The sequence below is a fragment of the Bradyrhizobium sp. CCBAU 53351 genome (assembly GCF_015291745.1).
Lineage (GTDB): Bacteria > Pseudomonadota > Alphaproteobacteria > Rhizobiales > Xanthobacteraceae > Bradyrhizobium.
This window is the reverse complement of the sequence record NZ_CP030059.1, coordinates 4,912,693-4,930,297: the sequence shown is the minus strand read 5'-3', so window position 1 is coordinate 4,930,297 and position 17,605 is coordinate 4,912,693. Positions and strand designations below refer to the sequence as shown.

17 protein-coding genes are annotated in these 17,605 nt (G+C 65.1%); 11 read left to right on the top strand and 6 right to left on the bottom strand.

Going from position 1 to position 17,605, the window contains the following annotated elements; translation table 11 throughout:
* Positions 1–79: 79 nt before the first annotated feature.
* From XH83_RS23385 to XH83_RS23360, 6 genes are all read left to right on the top strand, one after another.
* Positions 80–775 carry a TetR/AcrR family transcriptional regulator gene (locus XH83_RS23385; protein WP_194403081.1) on the top strand — a complete coding sequence of 232 codons (696 nt, stop codon included), beginning with the start codon at positions 80–82 and terminating at the stop codon, positions 773–775.
* The gene (locus XH83_RS23380; RefSeq protein WP_194403080.1) at positions 772–1,560 is read left to right on the top strand and encodes an HlyD family secretion protein; all 789 of its coding nucleotides are present in this window, start codon (positions 772–774) and stop codon (positions 1,558–1,560) included. Before XH83_RS23385 ends, XH83_RS23380 begins: the two co-directional genes overlap by 4 nt.
* Positions 1,557–2,489, top strand: coding sequence for an ABC transporter ATP-binding protein (locus XH83_RS23375; RefSeq protein ID WP_194403079.1), 933 nt, complete (start codon positions 1,557–1,559; stop codon positions 2,487–2,489). Before XH83_RS23380 ends, XH83_RS23375 begins: the two co-directional genes overlap by 4 nt.
* Complete coding sequence (locus XH83_RS23370) at positions 2,486–3,649, top strand: ABC transporter permease (protein ID WP_194403078.1); 1,164 nt, start codon at positions 2,486–2,488, stop codon at positions 3,647–3,649. The genes XH83_RS23375 and XH83_RS23370 overlap by 4 nt, the downstream gene beginning before the upstream one ends.
* A gap of 112 nt (positions 3,650–3,761) precedes the next feature.
* Positions 3,762–5,069 carry an adenylate/guanylate cyclase domain-containing protein gene (locus tag XH83_RS23365; protein WP_194403077.1) on the top strand — a complete coding sequence of 436 codons (1,308 nt, stop codon included), beginning with the start codon at positions 3,762–3,764 and terminating at the stop codon, positions 5,067–5,069.
* A 548-nt stretch (positions 5,070–5,617) separates the two neighbouring features.
* Complete coding sequence (locus tag XH83_RS23360) at positions 5,618–6,532, top strand: PhzF family phenazine biosynthesis protein (protein WP_194403076.1); 915 nt, start codon at positions 5,618–5,620, stop codon at positions 6,530–6,532.
* Between the two features lie 51 nt (positions 6,533–6,583).
* Here the strand turns inward: XH83_RS23360 and XH83_RS23355 are convergent, their stop codons facing one another.
* Together XH83_RS23355 and XH83_RS23350 are read right to left on the bottom strand one after the other, a co-directional pair.
* The gene (locus tag XH83_RS23355) at positions 6,584–7,045 is read right to left on the bottom strand and encodes a DUF488 family protein (protein ID WP_194403075.1); all 462 of its coding nucleotides are present in this window, start codon (positions 7,043–7,045) and stop codon (positions 6,584–6,586) included.
* An 8-nt stretch (positions 7,046–7,053) separates the two neighbouring features.
* Positions 7,054–7,875 (bottom strand): DUF72 domain-containing protein, encoded by an 822-nt coding sequence (locus tag XH83_RS23350; protein WP_194403074.1) that lies wholly within the window; start codon positions 7,873–7,875, stop codon positions 7,054–7,056.
* A gap of 117 nt (positions 7,876–7,992) precedes the next feature.
* Between XH83_RS23350 and XH83_RS23345 the strand changes: the two genes are divergently transcribed.
* From XH83_RS23345 to XH83_RS23330, 4 genes are all read left to right on the top strand, one after another.
* The gene (locus XH83_RS23345) at positions 7,993–8,373 is read left to right on the top strand and encodes a hypothetical protein (RefSeq protein WP_194403073.1); all 381 of its coding nucleotides are present in this window, start codon (positions 7,993–7,995) and stop codon (positions 8,371–8,373) included.
* 71 nt (positions 8,374–8,444) lie between these two features.
* Positions 8,445–8,648: a hypothetical protein gene (locus XH83_RS23340; RefSeq protein ID WP_194403072.1), complete on the top strand. Its 204-nt coding sequence runs from the start codon at positions 8,445–8,447 to the stop codon at positions 8,646–8,648.
* Between the two features lie 243 nt (positions 8,649–8,891).
* Positions 8,892–10,025, top strand: coding sequence for a glycosyltransferase family 2 protein (locus XH83_RS23335; protein WP_194403071.1), 1,134 nt, complete (start codon positions 8,892–8,894; stop codon positions 10,023–10,025).
* Positions 10,026–10,031: 6 nt separating this feature from the next.
* Positions 10,032–11,531: a glycosyltransferase family 39 protein gene (locus XH83_RS23330; RefSeq protein WP_194403070.1), complete on the top strand. Its 1,500-nt coding sequence runs from the start codon at positions 10,032–10,034 to the stop codon at positions 11,529–11,531.
* Between the two features lie 5 nt (positions 11,532–11,536).
* Here XH83_RS23330 and XH83_RS23325 read toward each other — a convergent pair whose 3' ends face one another.
* The gene (locus tag XH83_RS23325) at positions 11,537–13,423 is read right to left on the bottom strand and encodes a CHASE2 domain-containing protein (RefSeq protein ID WP_194403069.1); all 1,887 of its coding nucleotides are present in this window, start codon (positions 13,421–13,423) and stop codon (positions 11,537–11,539) included.
* Between the two features lie 100 nt (positions 13,424–13,523).
* Positions 13,524–14,051, bottom strand: a complete 528-nt coding sequence (locus tag XH83_RS23320; RefSeq protein ID WP_194403068.1) for a FecR domain-containing protein — start codon at positions 14,049–14,051, stop codon at positions 13,524–13,526.
* Between the two features lie 611 nt (positions 14,052–14,662).
* On the opposite strand from XH83_RS23320, the gene XH83_RS23315 reads away from it, so the two are divergent.
* The gene (locus XH83_RS23315) at positions 14,663–15,754 is read left to right on the top strand and encodes a DUF2778 domain-containing protein (RefSeq protein WP_194403067.1); all 1,092 of its coding nucleotides are present in this window, start codon (positions 14,663–14,665) and stop codon (positions 15,752–15,754) included.
* A gap of 72 nt (positions 15,755–15,826) precedes the next feature.
* Here the strand turns inward: XH83_RS23315 and XH83_RS23310 are convergent, their stop codons facing one another.
* Together XH83_RS23310 and XH83_RS23305 are read right to left on the bottom strand one after the other, a co-directional pair.
* Positions 15,827–16,648: an SDR family NAD(P)-dependent oxidoreductase gene (locus tag XH83_RS23310; protein WP_194403066.1), complete on the bottom strand. Its 822-nt coding sequence runs from the start codon at positions 16,646–16,648 to the stop codon at positions 15,827–15,829.
* A 21-nt stretch (positions 16,649–16,669) separates the two neighbouring features.
* Positions 16,670–17,503 (bottom strand): MurR/RpiR family transcriptional regulator, encoded by an 834-nt coding sequence (locus XH83_RS23305; RefSeq protein WP_194403065.1) that lies wholly within the window; start codon positions 17,501–17,503, stop codon positions 16,670–16,672.
* Positions 17,504–17,605: the final 102 nt, after the last annotated feature.

Sequence of the window (17,605 nt, the reverse complement as noted above, 5' to 3'; positions counted from 1 at the left end):
AGTCAAGGCTAATTCGTTGTGGGGAATACATCTGCTCTGTTGTCTTGACTATGACTGACCAGTCAGTCATAAATTTGGAATGACTCAGAAGCCCTCCAAAGCCGCCTTGTCATCCGCAGCTCGTGCCGGCGCAAAAGGCGTTGCGCGCGCAGGCAGCGAAGGGATGCCCGCGTCGAACCGCGCTGCGCGCGCGCTGGAGCGGCGCGCGGCGATCGTGGAGGCCGCGATGGAGGAATTCATCGCCCGCGGCTTTGCCGCGACGCGGCTCGACGACATCGCCAAGCGTGCCGGTGTCGCCAAGGGCACGATCTACCTGCACTTCAAGGACAAGGAATCGATGTTCGAGGAGCTGGTGCGCATCGTGATCGTGCCGGTGGTGGAGCGGCTGACGAGGTTGCCGCCGCCGACGGGCTCGGTGCGCGACCTCGTCGAGGCCTTTGCCGGCAACTTCCTCAAAGAGGTCATCGGCACCAGGCGCGGCGATCTGGTGCGGCTGATCGTGGCGGAGGGGCCGCGCTTTCCGGCCGTCGCCGACTTCTATTATCGCGAGGTCGTCTCGCGCGGCGTCGCCGCCATGCGCGCCCTGATCGAGCTCGGCATTGCCCGCGGCGAGATCCGTCAGAAGGACCTCGCGCGCTATCCGCAGATCCTGGTCGCTCCGGCGATGATCGCGGTGATCTGGCAGAGCCTGTTTGCACGGCATGCGCCGCTCGACGCGCAGGAGATGGTGCGCGTCCATCTCGATTTGATTTTTGGCGAACGGAGGACGACATGAGGTCGTCGCACGCACTTCTCAGTATTGCATTGGTTCTCGCGCTCGCGACCTCTCTGGCCGGCTGCAACGAGAAGCGCGATCCCGGCTTCCAGGGCTGGGTCGAGGCCGACATGATCTTCGTCAGCCCCGACGAAGCGGGGCGGGTGACCAAGCTCAATATCCGCGAGGGCGATGAGGTCAAGGTCGGCGACGCCCTGTATTCCGTCGACGACGATCTTCAGCTTGCCGATCTCAATCAGCAAAAGGCGACGCTGGCGAATGCGCAGCAGACCTATGATCGCGCGGCCTCATTGAGCAAGACCGGCTCGGGCACCCAGGCCAATCTCGACTCCGCTGTTTCGGCATTGCGCGTCGCGGAGGCGCGGGTGGCGACGTCTGAAACACGGATGGCGCGGCGCAAGGGCTTTGCGCCGGTCGCCGGCACCATCCAGCAGATCTATTTCCGCGAGGGAGAGATGGTGGCGGCGCAGCGGCCGGTGCTGTCGATCATGCCGCCCGGCAATATGAAGCTGCGTTTCTTCGTGCCGGAGACCGCGCTGCCGAAGCTTTCGATCGGCGATACGGTGCGCGTCTCCTGCGACAATTGCGCGGCCGATCTCACCGCAAAGGTCTATTTCATCGCAACCTCGGCCGAATACACCCCGCCTGTCATCTACAGCCTCGAGGAGCGCAAAAAGCTGGTCTATTTGATCCAGGCGCGGCCCTCGCGCCCTGATGCCCTGCGGGTCGGACAGCCGATCGACGTCTATCTCAATCCCAAGACTCCGGTGGCGGACAAGCGATGAACGGTGGCAACGGCATCGCGATCGACGTCAAGGGCCTGACGAAATCGTTCGGCGGCCGCGAGGTCGTGCACGATTTGTCGATGCAGGTGAAGCGCGGCTCGATCTACGGCTTCCTCGGTCCCAACGGTTCGGGCAAGACCACGACCATCCGCATCCTCTGCGGGTTGCTCACGCCCGATAGTGGCGAGGGCACCTGCCTTGGCTACGACATCCTGAAAGATGCCGAGAAGATCAAGCGTCAGGTCGGCTATATGACCCAGCGTTTCAGCCTGTATCAGGATCTCTCCGTGCGCGAGAACCTAGAATTCGTCGCGCGGCTCTATGGCCTCACTGACGCGCGAGGCGCCGCGCGCGACATGATCAAGCGGCTCGGGCTATCCGGGCGCGAGGAGCAACTCGCGGGCGAGCTCTCGGGCGGCTGGAAGCAGCGGTTGGCGCTGGGGGCGTGCACGCTGCCCAATCCACAATTGCTGCTGCTGGACGAGCCCACCGCCGGCGTCGATCCCAAGGCGCGGCGCGATTTCTGGAACGAGATCCACGCGCTGGCCGCCGAGGGCCTCACCGTGCTGGTGTCGACCCATTACATGGACGAAGCCGAGCGCTGCCACGAGATCGCATACATCGCCTACGGCCATCTGCTGACCCACGGCACGGTGGAGGAGGTGATAGCGAAATCCGCGCTGACGACCTACACGGTGACGGGCGAGGACCTCAACGCTCTCGCGGCCGAGCTCACCGGCAAATCCGGGATCGACATGGTGGCACCGTTCGGTACCTCGCTGCACGTTTCGGGGCGCGATGTCGCCGCGCTCGAAGCCAGTATTGGGCCGTGGCGGGAAGGAAGCGGCCTGCACTGGCACAAATCGTCGCCCTCGCTGGAAGACGTGTTCATCGAGCTGATGGGGCGCTCCAAGGATAATTTCCAATGAGCGCCGTCGAACATTCCGGACCACGGCGCGACATCCGGGAGCGCTTCGGCTTCCTGCGGCGCTCCTATGCGATGCTGATCAAGGAGTTCATCCAGCTGAGGCGCGACCGCGTCTCGTTTGCGATGATCGTGATGCTGCCCGTGATGCAGCTGATGTTGTTCGGCTATGCCATCAACACGACGCCGCACCATCTGCCGAGCGCGGTGTTGCTCCAGGAGGATTCCGATCTCGCCCGCTCGATCCTGAAGGCGCTGGAGAACACGGCCTATTTCCGCTTCCTCTATGAGGTGCACGATGTCGAGGATTTCGACAACCTCCTGAAATCCGGCAAGGTGCTGTTCGGCGTCGAGATCCCGCGCGGCTTCGAGCGCGCTGTGCGGCGCGGCGACAGGCCGGCGCTGCTGGTCGCGGCCGATGCGACCGATCCGGTGGCGGCGAGCTCGGCGATCGGCTCGCTCGGCATGGTCGTGCAGACCGCGCTCAAGCACGATCTCTATATCGGCGATCCCCCCGAGATGCCGTTCGAGATCCGCGCGCATGCCCGCTACAATCCGGCAGCTAGCTCCAGCCTCAACATCGTGCCGGGTCTCGTCGGCACCATCCTCACCATGACCATGCTGATCTTCACCGCGCTGTCGGTGACGCGCGAGGTCGAGCGCGGCACCATGGAGAGCCTGTTGTCGATGCCGATCAAGCCAGTCGAGGTGATGTTCGGCAAGATCGTGCCTTACGTGCTGGTCGGCTTCGTCCAGGCCTTCCTCATCATCGGCATCGGCGTCGGCCTGTTCGGCGTCCCCGTGCTCGGCAATCTGTTCCTGCTGGCGCTGCTCTCGACATTGTTCATCACCACCAATCTGTCGATCGGCTACACGATCTCGACCGTGGTGCAGAACCAGCTCCAGGCCATGCAGATGTCGATGATGTTCTTCCTGCCGAGCATCCTGCTGTCCGGCTTCATGTTCCCGTTCGCGGGGATGCCGACCTGGGCGCAATATGTCGGCGAATGCCTGCCGCTGACCCATTATCTGCGAATCGTCCGGGCCATCATGCTGAAGGGCGCCACCATGCAGAATCTGCGCTTCGACACGCTGGCGCTGGCGGCCCTGATGCTGCTCGCCATGACCATCGCCGTGACGCGCTTCCGCCGCACGCTGGATTGAGGCAAACTGTCTCGCTGTCATTCCGGGGCGATGCGCTAGCATCGAGACCGGAATCTCGAGATTCCGGGCGTTCACGGCTTCGCCGCGCCCCCGGAATGACAAGGGGGCGGAAATGGTCAGGTTTGCGAGCAGGAAGACACGGCACCACGCGGTGCTGTCGGAGGATTTTGAGCGCGAGCTGACGCGGGAAGTGCTGCGCACCGAGCTGCTTCGGGTGCGCGCGCTGATCATGACGGGCTGCATCATGATGGTGTTGCTCACCGCGATCTATCTGATCGAGCCCAGTGTGGTGAACCGGGTCTGGCGCGGAACGGAGGGGATCGTCGAGGTCTACGGCCTTCTGGTCGGCTTCATCCTGTTCGAAGTCTGGGTCCACACCCAGATCAGGAAGAATCTCCGCCTCGATCGCGACCTGCCCGTATTCCGGCGTTACATCGGCACGCTGATCGAGACGTCGCTGCCTACGCTGATTCTCGTTCTGCAGATCCGGACGATGGGCGCGGCCCAGGCGCTCGGCTTCGCCGTGCCGCTGATGTACTTCATTTTCGTCATCCTCTCGACCCTGCGGCTCGACTTCTGGCTCTCCGCATTCACGGGTTTCGTGGCCGCGGCCGGGCTTCTCTCCGTCGCGCTGTACTTCAACTCGGCTGACGAGGCCGGCGACCCCCTGATCTATCTGCACGCCGTGCGCAGCGTCGTCATCCTGATCTGTGGCGTGCTGGCGGGCGCCGTCGGCGCCCAGTTGCGCCGGCAGTTCGCCGCGAGCATTGCGGCGGCGACGGCGCGCGACCGGGTGACGAACCTGTTCGGCCAGCACGTCTCTCCGCAGGTGGTGGAGCGGCTGATGGCGGCAGGAACCAGCTCGGGCGGTGACGTGCGCCGTGTCGCTGTGATGTTCGTCGATTTTCGCGGCTTCACCGCCGGTGCGCAGTCGCGCAGTCCGCAGGAGGTGGTCGACCGGCTCGACGGCGCGTTCGCGGTGCTGGTGGACATCCTCGACCGTCACGGCGGCATCGTGAACAAGTTCCTGGGTGATGGCTTTCTCGCGCTGTTCGGCGCGCCGCTGGAGGCTTCCGACGCCGCGCAGCGTGCGGTTGCCGCAGGCCGTGAGATGCTGAGCGCGATGGACCGCATCAACGCGCAGACGAGCTGGCCGCTGCGCATCGGCATCGGCATTCATTTCGGCGAGGTCGTCGCCGGCAATATCGGCTCGCCCAGGCGCAAGGAATATACCGTGATCGGCGACACCGTGAACTTCGCCTCGCGGCTGGAGGCGCTCAACAAGGAGTTCGGCTCGCAATTGCTGATCTCGGCGACCGTGCGCGAGAGGCTGGGCGAGGACGGCAGCGACGCGGTCGCGCTCGGCGAGGTCGAGGTGCGCGGCTATGAGCAGAAGGTGCCGGTGTTTCAGCTGGGCTAACGCGCCTTTCACATGTGAGTCGCGGTTCGTTGACGCGGGGTCGCGCTTCGGTGAAGGCGCGTGATGAAATATCTCGGTTAGCTTTCGCGTATTGCACTGTGGAAGCTGAAACGTCTCGGCTTCCCTTTGTGACACGGAGAAAGCCAATGACCCGATTGACCCTCGTTGCGGCCGCCTTGATTGCAGCTGCCGTCGCCCCAACTCAAGCCGCAACGGTGCGCCATGCCGCGCCGCCTCGCGCTGTTGTCGCTCAGGCGGCGACCGACGCCTGCGTCAGGGCTCCGGCAGAGGGAGCGTATGTCTCTGCGCCGTACACGCAGCCGCCGTGCCTGCCGAACACGATGACAACGTACTGACGCGTACACGGTGCCGGGCCGGCGCAAAGCTTGCCGGCCCGGCGTTGCGTATCTCTGTAGCGTCGTCTTCCAACGCGTCATCGCAATTGCTCCGATTGCTCCGAATTTTGGGGCATGACGGGCGATGTTTTCGGCTTGTAGACTGCCGGCGATGCGGCCGGTTGCGGCCGCCTTTTGCATGGGGAAGTGACGATGCAGCGCCGCTACATCACCGTCGACGTGTTCACCGATCGCGCCTTCGGCGGCAACCAGCTTGCCGTTGTGCTTGATGCCGGCGGGCTCACGACGGCGCAGATGCAGGCGATCGCCACCGAGTTCAACTATTCCGAGACCACCTTCGTGCTGCCGCCGCGCGACAAGGCCAATGATGCGGAGGTGCGCATTTTCACGCCTGTAAGGGAGATGCCGTTCGCGGGCCATCCCAATGTCGGCACTTCCTTCGTGCTGGCGAGTCTCGCCAAGGAGCCGAAGCCGCGTCTGCTGTTCGAGGAGATCGCGGGCATCGTGCCGGTCGACATTTTTCGCGAGCAGGGCAGGGTCATCAGCACCGAGCTCACTGCCCCGCAGCCGCTGTCGCGGCTGGCGGAGGTTTCCGCCGCTGACGTTGCAGCCTGCCTTTCGTTGAGCGCCGATGACATCCGGACCGATCACCATGTGCCGCAAGTCGTCGGCGTCGGAACACCGTTCCTGGTGGCGGAGGTGCATTCGCGCGACGCCCTCAAGCGAGCGAGGCCAGATGCGGCCGCGTTCGGCAGGTTCTTGCCGCGCGACGACGCCCGCTCGGTGTGGTTCTATACGCGCGACGTGGCCGCGTCGGAGGCGCTTACCGAACGCCAGGCGCGAATGTTCATGCGGGGCGCCAGCGGCCTCGCCGAGGACCCAGCAACCGGTAGCGCGACGGTCGCCGCGGCCGCGCTGTTCGCCGACCTCGACCCCGCGCGGGAAGGCGAGCTCAAGCTCACCGTCGGCCAGGGTTTTGACATGGGCCGTCCGAGCATCCTGCTGACGCGCGTGCGCAAGCAGGACGGCAAGATCGTCTCCGCCCATGTCGGCGGCAGCTGCGTGCAGATGATGGAAGGGACGTTTCGGCTCGCGGGGGCGGCTTAACCGTCATTCCGGGTTCGCGCCAAGAGGCGCGCCCCGGAATGACGGCGGCAACTACACCTGCCGCCCCGCCAAATTCTTCACCGTCACCCCATCGCGCTCCTCGATCATCTCCGCGATCATCTGGCGGTGGCAATGGGTGTGGTCGCGCTCGTAGCAGAGCAGGCACACGGGTCCGGCCTTCTTCACCAGTGCCGAGAGCTCGTCCATCGCTTCCTTGGCCTCGGGCGCCTTCAGGTGCTTCGAGAAGATCTTCTCGAGCACGTCGTACTGTCCGCTGCGCGCGGCGAGGCGGCCTTCCTTCGGCGTGCCGAGGGCGGCGAGGTGGACATAGGCGATGCCGCGTTCGTCGAGCCCGGCCGACAACTGCTTCTTGGAGAAGCCCGGGCGGCGCGACGACGTCACCGCACGCACGTCGACCACGAGCTTGACGCCGGCCTGCTCCAGTTCGTCCAGCACCGCCTTGGGCGGCGTCTGCTCATAGCCGATGGTGAACAGCTTTTTCGCCTTTGCCATGGATCACCTCAACTCACCCGCGCGATCAGTTCCATGGCGCCGGCCGGTGCGCGCACCTTGCCCTCGTGGATGACATAGGCGAACACGTCGCGCGGCTCCTTCTTCGGCTTGGCCTTGTCGACTTTCGGCAGGTCGTCCGGTTCACCGCCCGAAGCCCAGGCTTGAAAGCGCTCGGCCCAGGCGTCGAGCTGCTTTGGCGGGTAGCAGGTCTTGATCTCGTCATTGCCTTTCTGAAGCCGGGCATAGACGAAATCGCCGGCAACGTCGGCAATCGCGGGATATTTGCCGTGCTCGGCGAACACGACAGGCGTCTCGAACTCGCGGATCAGCGTCACGAAATCCGGCGTGCAGAAACTGTCGTGGCGGACCTCGACGACGTGGCGCAGTGCGCGCCCGTCGAGCTTGCGTGGCAACAGCTCGAGGAACTTGCCGAAATCGGCGCCGTCGAATTTCTTGGTCGGCGCGAACTGCCACAGCACCGGCCCGAGATGATCGCCGAGTTCCAGCACGCCGGAATCATAGAACCGCTTGATGGAATCGCCGGCCTCCGCCAGCACGCGGCGATTGGTGGCGAAGCGTGGTCCCTTCACAGAGAACACGAAACCGTCGGGCACCTCGCTTGCCCATTTGCGAAAGCTCTCCGGCTTCTGCGAGCCGTAATACGTGCCGTTGATCTCGATCGAGGTCAGCTTCGAGGCCGCGTAGGACAGCTCCTTCGCCTGCGTGAGTTTCTCCGGATAGAACACGCCGCGCCAGGGCTCGAAGGTCCAGCCGCCGATGCCGATGAAGATGTTGCCGGATTTTTTGGACGCGGTTTTTGCTTTGGCCACGGAGGATCTCGCATCGACGGGGAGGGAAGACGTCATCCTAGTCAAACGAGATGTGATTGGCCAGTTCTCGCCTCCCGTCTAACCTCGGCGATGCGATCTGCGACAAGGGAGAACAAGATGCGGATGCCAATGCTGGGAGCGGCGCTCGTCATGATGACATCTGCTGCCATGATGTCCTCGGTCATGGCGGATGACGACGATGCCAAGGGCGCGCGGAAGCTCGCCCAGCAGGGCCGCGACGATTACTGGCATTGCCTGGCGCGGGAATATTCGCGCGACAGCAATCAAGGAATGACGGAACAGGATTTTGGCCGTTCGGTCGCGGGCGCCTGTCCGTCGGAGCGGCAATATTACCGGGTGGCGCTGCTCGACTATCTCATCACGCAGTATCCCGATATCGATGCCGGCGCCCATCTCGCCACCGCGAACAGGGCGGTGGAATCCGCGCAGAAGGACATCGTGACGGCCTTCGTCAAGCACAGGCCGCCGGCGAAGTAGGGGCGTGGCCCTTCCGGCGCCGCGCGCATCCGTGGTATCACAGGACGCATCTGGAACAGGGATGGGTTTCCATGGCGTCTGAGTCGGTGGGGGGCATTTTGGGCGCGATCGTTGCCGCGATCGTGCTTGCAGTTGCCGTCGTGTTCGGGCCGATCGGCCAGTATGGCAAGCCGCCCAAGCCGGCAAAGGTCGAGCCGGCTCCGGCTGCGGCACCCGTAGCCCCCGCCGCGCCGGCGCCGCGGGGCCCGATCATCCGGGAAGTGCCCAACCAATAAGGCACAAGAATTCAGGTTTCCGGCCCCTTGCGAAGCGGTCCTGTCGTTCCTATCTAGCCTTTAACGGCGACGTTGAGCGAAAACTCCGGCGCTGGGACGACCTTGGAATAGCTTGGGCTCGCGCCGGATGTACGCGCGGCCCGCCGTTCCGGGGTCGTTGGCATTTTAGGGCCCTTTTTTGGGGCGTTTCCCACAGACCTCCCGGCTTGGCAGCGCAGGATGCGGCAGATATACGCTGCCGTCATGAATGAAGCGATCAGACCGGGCTCCGACGTTCCGCAGCAGGCCCAAGAGGGCCCGGAACTGTCGGTCATCGTCCCGACCTTCAACGAACGCGACAACGTCACGGTGCTGTATCGGCGCCTGGAGGCGACGCTCGCCAACGTCGCCTGGGAGGTCGTGTTCGTCGACGACAATTCGCCCGACGGCACCTGGGACGTCGTGCGCGCGCTGGCGCAACAGGACAGCCGCGTGCGCTGTGTTCGCCGCATCGGCCGCCGCGGCCTGTCGGGCGCCTGCATCGAGGGTATCCTCGCCTCCAGTGCGCCCTTTGTCGCCGTGATCGATGCCGACCTCCAGCACGACGAGACCCAGCTGCCGAAGATGCTGTTGCTGCTCGCGAGCGACCAGGCCGACCTCGTGGTCGGCAGCCGCTACATCGAGGGCTACAAGAGCGAAGGCTTCAACAAGCAGCGCGCCGGCGCCAGCGCGCTGGCGACCGAAGTCGCCAGGAAGATGCTCCGGGTCGAGATCGCCGATCCCATGAGCGGCTTCTTCATGATCCGCCGCGACCGGTTCGAGCAGATCGCGCCGAAATTGTCGGTGCACGGCTTCAAGATCCTGCTCGACGTCGTCGCGACCGCGCATGGCACCTTGCGGGCGGTCGAGATTCCCTACACGTTCGGCGCCCGCCAGCACGGCGAGAGCAAGCTCGATTCCATGGTCGCGCTCGATTTCCTCGGTCTCGTGCTCGCCAAGCTGAGCAACGACATCGTCTCGCTGCGTTTCATCCTGTTCGCGATGGTCGGCGGCATCGGCCTCGTGGTGCACCTCACCACGCTGTTCATCGGACTTCAGCTGTTCAAGGCGCCGTTCGCGGAGGCGCAGGCCGCCGGCGCCATCGTCGCCATGACCAGCAATTTCATCCTCAACAACTTCCTCACCTATCGCGACCAGCGGCTGAAGGGTTTTGCGCTGCTGCGCGGCCTGATCGCCTTCTACATCGTGTGCAGCGTCGGTCTGCTCGCCAATGTCGGCGTCGCGTTCTCGGTGTACGACCAGGAGCCGATCTGGTGGCTGGCCGGCATGGCCGGTGCGCTGATGGGCGTGGTGTGGAACTACGCGATGTCAGGCCTGTTCGTCTGGCGCAAGAAATAGCGCGAGATGGCCGACACTGACGCGCGGATCGTCCGCAACACCGCGCTGCTGATTCTGGCGCTGGTCGGCTTACGGCTCGTCGCGGCCGCGTTCACGCCGATCACCTTCGACGAAGCCTATTACTGGATGTGGTCGAAGAACCTCGCGGGAGGTTATTACGATCACCCGCCGATGGTCGCCTACGTCATCCGCGCCGGCACCATGATCGCGGGCGATACCGAGCTCGGCGTCCGCCTCGTCTCGATCCTGCTCGCGCTGCCGATGAGCTATGCGATCTACCGCTCCGCGGCGATCCTGTTCGGCGGGGTGCGGATTGCTGCGACCAGCGCCGTCCTGCTCAATGTGACGCTGCTGGCTTCCGTCGGCACGTTGATCGTGACGCCCGACGCGCCGCTGCTGGTCGCCTCCAGCTTCGTGCTGTTTTTCCTCGCCAAGGTGCTGGAGACCGGCCGCGGCGTCTGGTGGCTCGCGGTCGGCGCAGCGGTCGGTGCGGCGCTGCTGTCGAAATACACCGCGATGTTCTTTGGCGCTGCGATCCTGATCTGGCTCGCTTCCGTGCCGGAACTCAGGCGCTGGTTTCTCTCGCCATGGCCCTATCTCGGCGGCCTCGTTGCGCTCGCGCTGTTCGCGCCCGTGATCCTCTGGAATGCGGACCATCAATGGGTCTCGTTCGCAAAGCAGCTCGGCCGCGCCAAGATCGAGGACTTTCGTCCGGTCTTCATTGCCGAGCTGATCCCGACCCAGATCGCGTTCGCAACCCCGCTGGTCTTCATCCTCGGCGCAATTGGATTGCACGCACTGACCTGGCAGCGCGTCGGCGCGCTGGCCTCGCGCGTGCTGATCGCGGCGATGTTCTGGACCATTGTTGCCTATTTCGTCTGGCATTCGCTGCATGCCCGCGTCGAGGCCAACTGGTTCGCGCCGGTCTATCCGCCCTTCGTTGTCGCCGCGGCCGCCGCCAGCCTCGCGCCGTGGGGGCCGCGTGCGCGGCGCCTCGTCGATTTCTGCCTGCGCTGGGCCGCGCCCGCCGGCATCGTGATGTTTGCCGCGCTGATCGTGCAGGCCAACACCGGCTGGCTGTCCGGCTATCGCCGCGATGCCACCGTGCGCAGCGTCGGCGTCGGCTGGCGCGAGCTCGCTGCCGGGATCGAAGCCGAGCGCGCGCGCCATGGCGCGACCTGCGTCCTCGCGCAGGACTACGGCACCACGGGCTGGCTCGCCTTCTATTTGCCGCGTGGCACCTGCGTGCTGCAGCGGACCCAGCGCATCCGCTGGGTTAACATGGGCGAGCCCGATCCGAAGCTGCTTGCCGGCAAGCTGCTCTATGTCGACGAGCTGCGTGGGGGCGGTCACCCCGTCCTCAACGATCTCTTCGCGAAGGTCACGCAGGTCGCGCAATTGCAGCGCAAGCGCGGGCCGCTCGTGGTCGAGACCTACGGCATCGATTTGCTCGAAGGCGCCAAGGGCGACGTGCTCGACCGCTCGCCGCCGCCGGAAGCGAGGTAAGCACCTCAGTCGATCATCTCGGCCTTGGCCGCAGCCTGGCCCGGCCTGTCCTGATCACGCCAGAACCACACGGTTACGATGCCTGAGCGGCCCCGAACCTGCGCGAGCAGGGGGCCTGACAGAACGCCGTCGGGAGCCCCGTGGAAGTCGGCGGCATCCAGCAGCGTATCGCTCAGCGCGAGCCGCGCGCCGTTCTGGACGGCCACTTCCATCAGCCGGCTCGCGACGTTGACGGTATCGCCTGTCGCGGTGATGTGCTGGTGACTTCCGCCGAGACGCGAGGCGACGATCTCGCCGAAATGCGCGCCGATCTTGAAGCCGAGCCGGTCGCCGATGGCTGGCGGTAGCGAGCCGATCCAGCGCTCGACGCTGCGATGCAGGTCGATGGCACATTTCAGTGCACGCGCGGAATCATCGGGCATCGTGGCCGGAAGCCCGAACAGGATCATGGCGCCGTCACCGAGAAAGCCGGTGATCGTGCCGCCGCAATCGACTGCGGTCCTGTCGATCAGCGCGTGAAACGCCTTCAGGATCTCCTGGATCGCGTCCGGATCGGTCCGCTCGCTCAAGGCCGTGAAGCCGGAGAGATCGATGAAGACCACGGCTGCGTTCTGCCGGACGGGTTTTGACAGGAAATTGGGATCGCGGGCCAGCCATTCCTGCACCGCAGGTGCCTGGAACTGGGCGAGCGATCTGCTCTTGGCGGCAAGATATTGCGTGCGGCGGCCTCCGGCCCAGAGCTGCACGCCGGCAAAGATCGCAACCGGAGGCACGGCTGCGGCGAGCGTGGTTGCGGCATTCAGCCAGACGCCATATGTGAACGCGACCGCGTTGAGGCCGGCCCAGGCGATCATCAAAGCGGCCGCCGCCACGATGCCGGGCGCGCTGCGCCGCCAGGCCAGCAGGCCGACCAGCAGCATCGGCAACAGGATCGCCACGAGCGCGTCGGCGATACGAACCCTGCGGTCGCGCACGATGCCGTCGCCGGCAACCAGATGCGTGATCGCAGTCGAAACCACCTCGACGCCGGGCATCAGGGAATCGAACGGCGTGGGATAGAAGTCGCCGCCGCCGGCGACCGAGGCACCGATCACAACGATCCGGTTCTCGATCGCCGCGCGATCGAGCGTGCCGTCGAAGATGCTCTGCGCGCTGACGGTGCGGATGGTGCGCCGCGGACCGTAATAGGTGATCGGCAGCGCGAAATCGGTGTCGGTCGGCACCGCGCGCTCACCGAGCATGAGTTGATCCGGCGCGATCGTCAGCGGCTTGTCGAGCGCGCGGCTGGCGATGCGCAGGGGGAACGACAGCTCGACCTTGTCGTGCGTCCGGAACAGCATCGGCACCGAGAGCGGCGAGCCCGACTGTCCCGTCGCGACGTTGACGACGCCGACCTCGGCGTGGTCGGCGAACGCCGGCAGCGGCAGCAGGAAGCGTTCGGCCTGCGGCAGCACGGCGAGGGGGCCCTGGCTGCTCGGCTCCACGGTTTCGCTGTCGCTGGGAAAGATCGCGGCGGCGGCGAGCACCATGGGGCCGGTGGCAAGCGTGTTGGCCAGCGTGGCGTCGCCGATCGCGGCGCTGCGATCGACGAGCAGGAGATCGATCGCGACGACCTTCGGCTTGAACGACACGATGGTGTCGACGACACGGGCGAGATCGGCACGCGGCAGCGGATAGCTGCCGCCGCGCTTCACCACGGTGTCGTCGATCGCAACGATGGTGACGAGATCGGGCGGCCGCTGCACGCCGCGGACCTGGGTCCGCCAGTCGGTCAATGTTGCCTCGAGGCGGTCGAGAAAGCGCAGATGGCCGTAGGCGTGCGCAGCATAGATGTCCGCACCCCACAGCGCGGTGAGGGCAAGGGCCACCAGGATCTGAACGCGTCTCGTCACCACGTACTGCAATCTTCTTTGTTCTAAGTCCTATCGGCCAAATCTTGTTGACCAAGCCTTGTTGAACAAGCCTTGTTGACCAAGCCCTATTGACCAAGCCTCATTGGCCGAGCCGTCTCATCAGTGCGTCGACGCGCGGCTGGCCCCATGTCTTGACGGTCAACGGGCCGGTCGCTTCCACGTCGACGCCTTCGCCGGGGCCCAGAACGACGCCGCGTCCACGGCTCCTGCGGCTGACGCCGACACGGCCGTCAGCGACGAAGACGGAGGTCTTGGCCTCGGCAACATCGACGGCCCATCGGGTGCCGCGCACCGCGGCGATCGCCTGCGGCGTCAGCACCTTGAAGGGATTGCCGCCGGGCTTTTTGGGCACTTCGACCAGCAGCGCTCTGCTGCTCAACTCGACGGAGTCTATATGTCCGTCGCGGTTGGCGTCCTTTAGTTCAAATCTGGCGCCGTTTTCCGCGACGATCGTGATGCCGTTGTCGCAGCGCCAAATCTGCGTGCCTGCGGTGGATGGCGATGCCGTGCAGCCCGCATTGGGAGCAGGCTGCGCATGTGCGGAGCCGATCAACAAAAACCACCCCGCCAGGGCGAAAAACCGGGCGCGCGCGAACCCACAACTCATGCCAGCCTCCCTTTGCGTGCTTGGCACAGTTCAAGGCGATGTTGATACGGTACCGTATCACACGCAGAGGCTGCTGAAAAGTGCCGGTCTCGCAGCTATTTCCTGGCCGCGGCATTTTCCAGCCCAGCGCGATCAACTTTCGGTCAGGGCTGCACCGCGTGACGTGGAGGGGGCGCATCGCGCACCAGCCTCGCGCAATGCTTCCCAGTTATTGTGCGGGGCATTGAAGCCACGAAAAGGACTCGGTTGGTGGGTCTAGAGAGGCGGCCGAAGAGGTCCGCTGAATGCGCCAAATCCGGCCGAGAGTTATGGTTAACAGACGCGCCTAAGTCCGTAGTTCTGCGGGCTTTTTTCTCAGAATGAGACAGCGTTAACGAGCCGCCCTAGATCCGCCCGAACTTAATCCGCATTTAACTAAAAGTCGCCTTAATGACGCTCCGACCCTCTGCGAGATGCTGTTGCCGGATCGTGACCAGCGGCACTTTGAAGGGGGACTGAGTGACACCGTCCTGGACGCAAGGCGTATGAGTACGAGTATCGCTGCGCAGAGTAACGCGGCACGGAAGTCGAAAAATTTCTCGCAAAGCCACTCGCGGAAATCTTCCCGGAAAATGACCACGACCAATTGGCTCGGCGCCGCGGCGATCGGCTGCGTCGTGATGGGCGCCGGCTGGACCATCTACAACAACGTCCTGGGCGCGAGCGTCTATCCCACCGTCGGCAGCATCGGCTACGACGAGCCGGTGGTGAAGCGTGCGCCCAAGGTGGCGCTGCGCGAGGCCGGCGACGCCATCAAGGAAGCTTTTGCGCTGCTGCCGGACCGGTTGCAGGTCGCAGCCCCGATCTCGCGCGAGATGTTCAACGAGCGCTTTGCCGCAGCTGCGACGCAAGGCGTGGCCTCGAACGCGGCCAGCGCGGCGCCGGCGACACAGGTTGCGGTGGTGAAAGACCCGCCGAAGCAAAGCGTGATCGCCAAGGTGGCGGAAGCGCTGAAGCCGGCGGCCGCGGCCAAACTTGCTGAAAAGACGACCGACAAGACCGCGGACAAGGCCAAGCGTGCGCCGGATGCGCAGATCCAGCTTGCGTCGGCCGATCCGGCCCAGATCGTGCCGGCGCCCGAAGCCAAGAAGTCGATCGCCGAGCGCGCCAAAGCCGCGGTGATGTCGATCACCGGTCCGCGCCAGTCGATGGTCGACAAACTCTGGGGCAAGCGTGAGCCCTCAGGTGGGCTCCTGGCCTATGCCTCGGCCGACGCCAGCATCACGGCGGCGATCGCGCCGAAGGAGCAGAACCCGATGTTAGGCGGCGCGCCGCCCTATGAGCGCGATACCGCCGTCTACGACATCACCGCCAAGACGGTTTATCTGCCCGATGGCACCAAGCTCGAGGCGCATTCCGGCCTCGGCTCCAGTCTCGACGATCCGCGCTCGCAGCGCACCCGCATGCGCGGCGTAACGCCGCCGCACATCTACACGCTGAAGCCGCGCGAGGCGCTGTTCCACGGCGTGCCCGCACTGCGTCTGACCCCGATCGGCGGCGAAAGCGCGATCTACGGCCGCGACGGCTTGCTCGCGCACACTTACATGCTCGGACCGAACGGCGATTCCAACGGCTGCGTGTCGTTCAAGGACTATTACGCGTTCCTCGACGCCTACCGCAACAAGGGCATCCGCAAGCTCGCGGTGCTGGCGCGGGTGGAGTGATCCTGGTTCATTCAGATGTCCAAAGGGCCGCTTCTCGGCGGCCCTTTTCCTTTGGCGGCTTGCCGGATGCACTCAGCCCGGCCAGCACTGTCCGCCGCCGTCGATCCTCAGCACCTGGCCTGAGACGAACGCTCCCATGGGACCTGCGAAGAACTCGACGACGCGCGCGACCTCGTCGACGGTCGCGATCCGGTCGAGCGTGCCGGTCTCGACCATTCTGTCAGGAGCCACCGCCCGTGTGCCGAGGAAGCGGCCGGTGCGGGTGTCGCCCGGCGCGATGCAGTTGACGGCGATGTCGTAAGGGCGGAGCTGGTCGGCAAGGCATCGTGTGTAATGCGTCACGCCGGCCTTCGCCACCGCGTAGATCGAGCCCTGGGTGCGTCCCTTGAAAGCGGCGACCGAGCCGAGCGTGACGATGCGGCCGCGCCGCCGCTCCATCATGCCTTTGGCGACCGCTTGGCAAGTCAGGATGGTCGAGAGCAGATTGCGCTCCAGCACCGCGCGCACGTCAGCCTCCTTGATGTGGACCGCGTCGTTCGGGTCCGGCTTGCCGCCGGCGGCCGCGATGTCGCCCCCGGCGTTGTGCACGAGGATGTCGATCGGGCCGAGCGCGCTTTCCGTCTCGGCAATCACGCGCGCGATGTCCTCGCTCTTGGTGAGATCGCCAAGCACCCGCGTGGTGCGAACACTGAACTGCCGGCCGATCTCTTCGGCGACGGCGGTGAGGGTGGTGCCCTCGCCATATTCGGCTGGGCCGTTCTCGCGCATGCCGTGGACGGCGATATCGGCGCCGAGGGCGGCGAGCTTCTCCGCGAAGGCGCGCCCGAGTCCGCGGCCCGCGCCGGTCACCAGCGCGACTTGGCCTGCCAATACTCTCGCGTCATGTGCAACCATGATCTTCTCCTGTTTTGAAACTTAGTCGGCCGCGAGGTCGAGGCCGATCGCCATCGCCTGCACGAGACACATCGGTGCGACCAGCGTGCGCAGCGCCGGCTCCGGCATGTCCTGGATTTCGAACACGACGCGTGCTCCCTCGACGATCGGGCTCAGCAGGCTGTCGGTGATGGAGATCGTGGGGACGCCGCGCGCAACCAGTTCGGGAAACAGCCGCGCCGTGTCCGGGTAGTAGTTCCGGAAGCTGATCGCGACCAGTGCGTCCTCCACGGTTGCGGCATGCGACTGCTCGTGGATGCTGCCACCGGTGCCATCGAGCAGGACGACGCGCCGTCCGAGCTTGCGCAGCACATAGGCGAGGTGGGTCGCAACCGGAAACGAGCCGCCGAGGCCGAGCAGATAGATGTCGCGCGCTTTCGCAAGGATCGCAGTCGCGGCGTCGAGCTCGCGCGCATGGACGGACTGGCTCAGCGTGACCAGCGACGATTGCGCTTCCGAGACGAAGCGCGACAGCACCGCGGCCGGCTGGCGGCCGAGCACCGATTTCTCCTCGCTTTTCATCCGGGCGAGCCGCGCCTTGTAGCTCGGCGCCACGCCGGCAACGAGGCGTGAGCGGAACACCTGTTGCATTTCGGTGAAGCCGCCGAAGCCCAGCGCATGGGCGAAGCGGACGATCGCCGACGGCGGCACGCCCGAACGCTGCGCCACCTCGGCGACCGTGCCCAGCGCGACATCCGTCGGGTGATCGAGCACGAACTCCGCGATCTGCTGCAGCCGGCCCGACAAAGCGCGGTGCCGCTGCGCAATGGCGCCGCGCAGCTCGTCGTAGCTCATGGCTCCCTGTGCCTTGTTCATCGTCTCAGGTCTCCGGATCGGTCGCCTGTTTAACGGCATTTCACCGTTTGGACCAAATATTCTACTTTACATGGCAAATGGAATGAATATTCTAATCGCAGA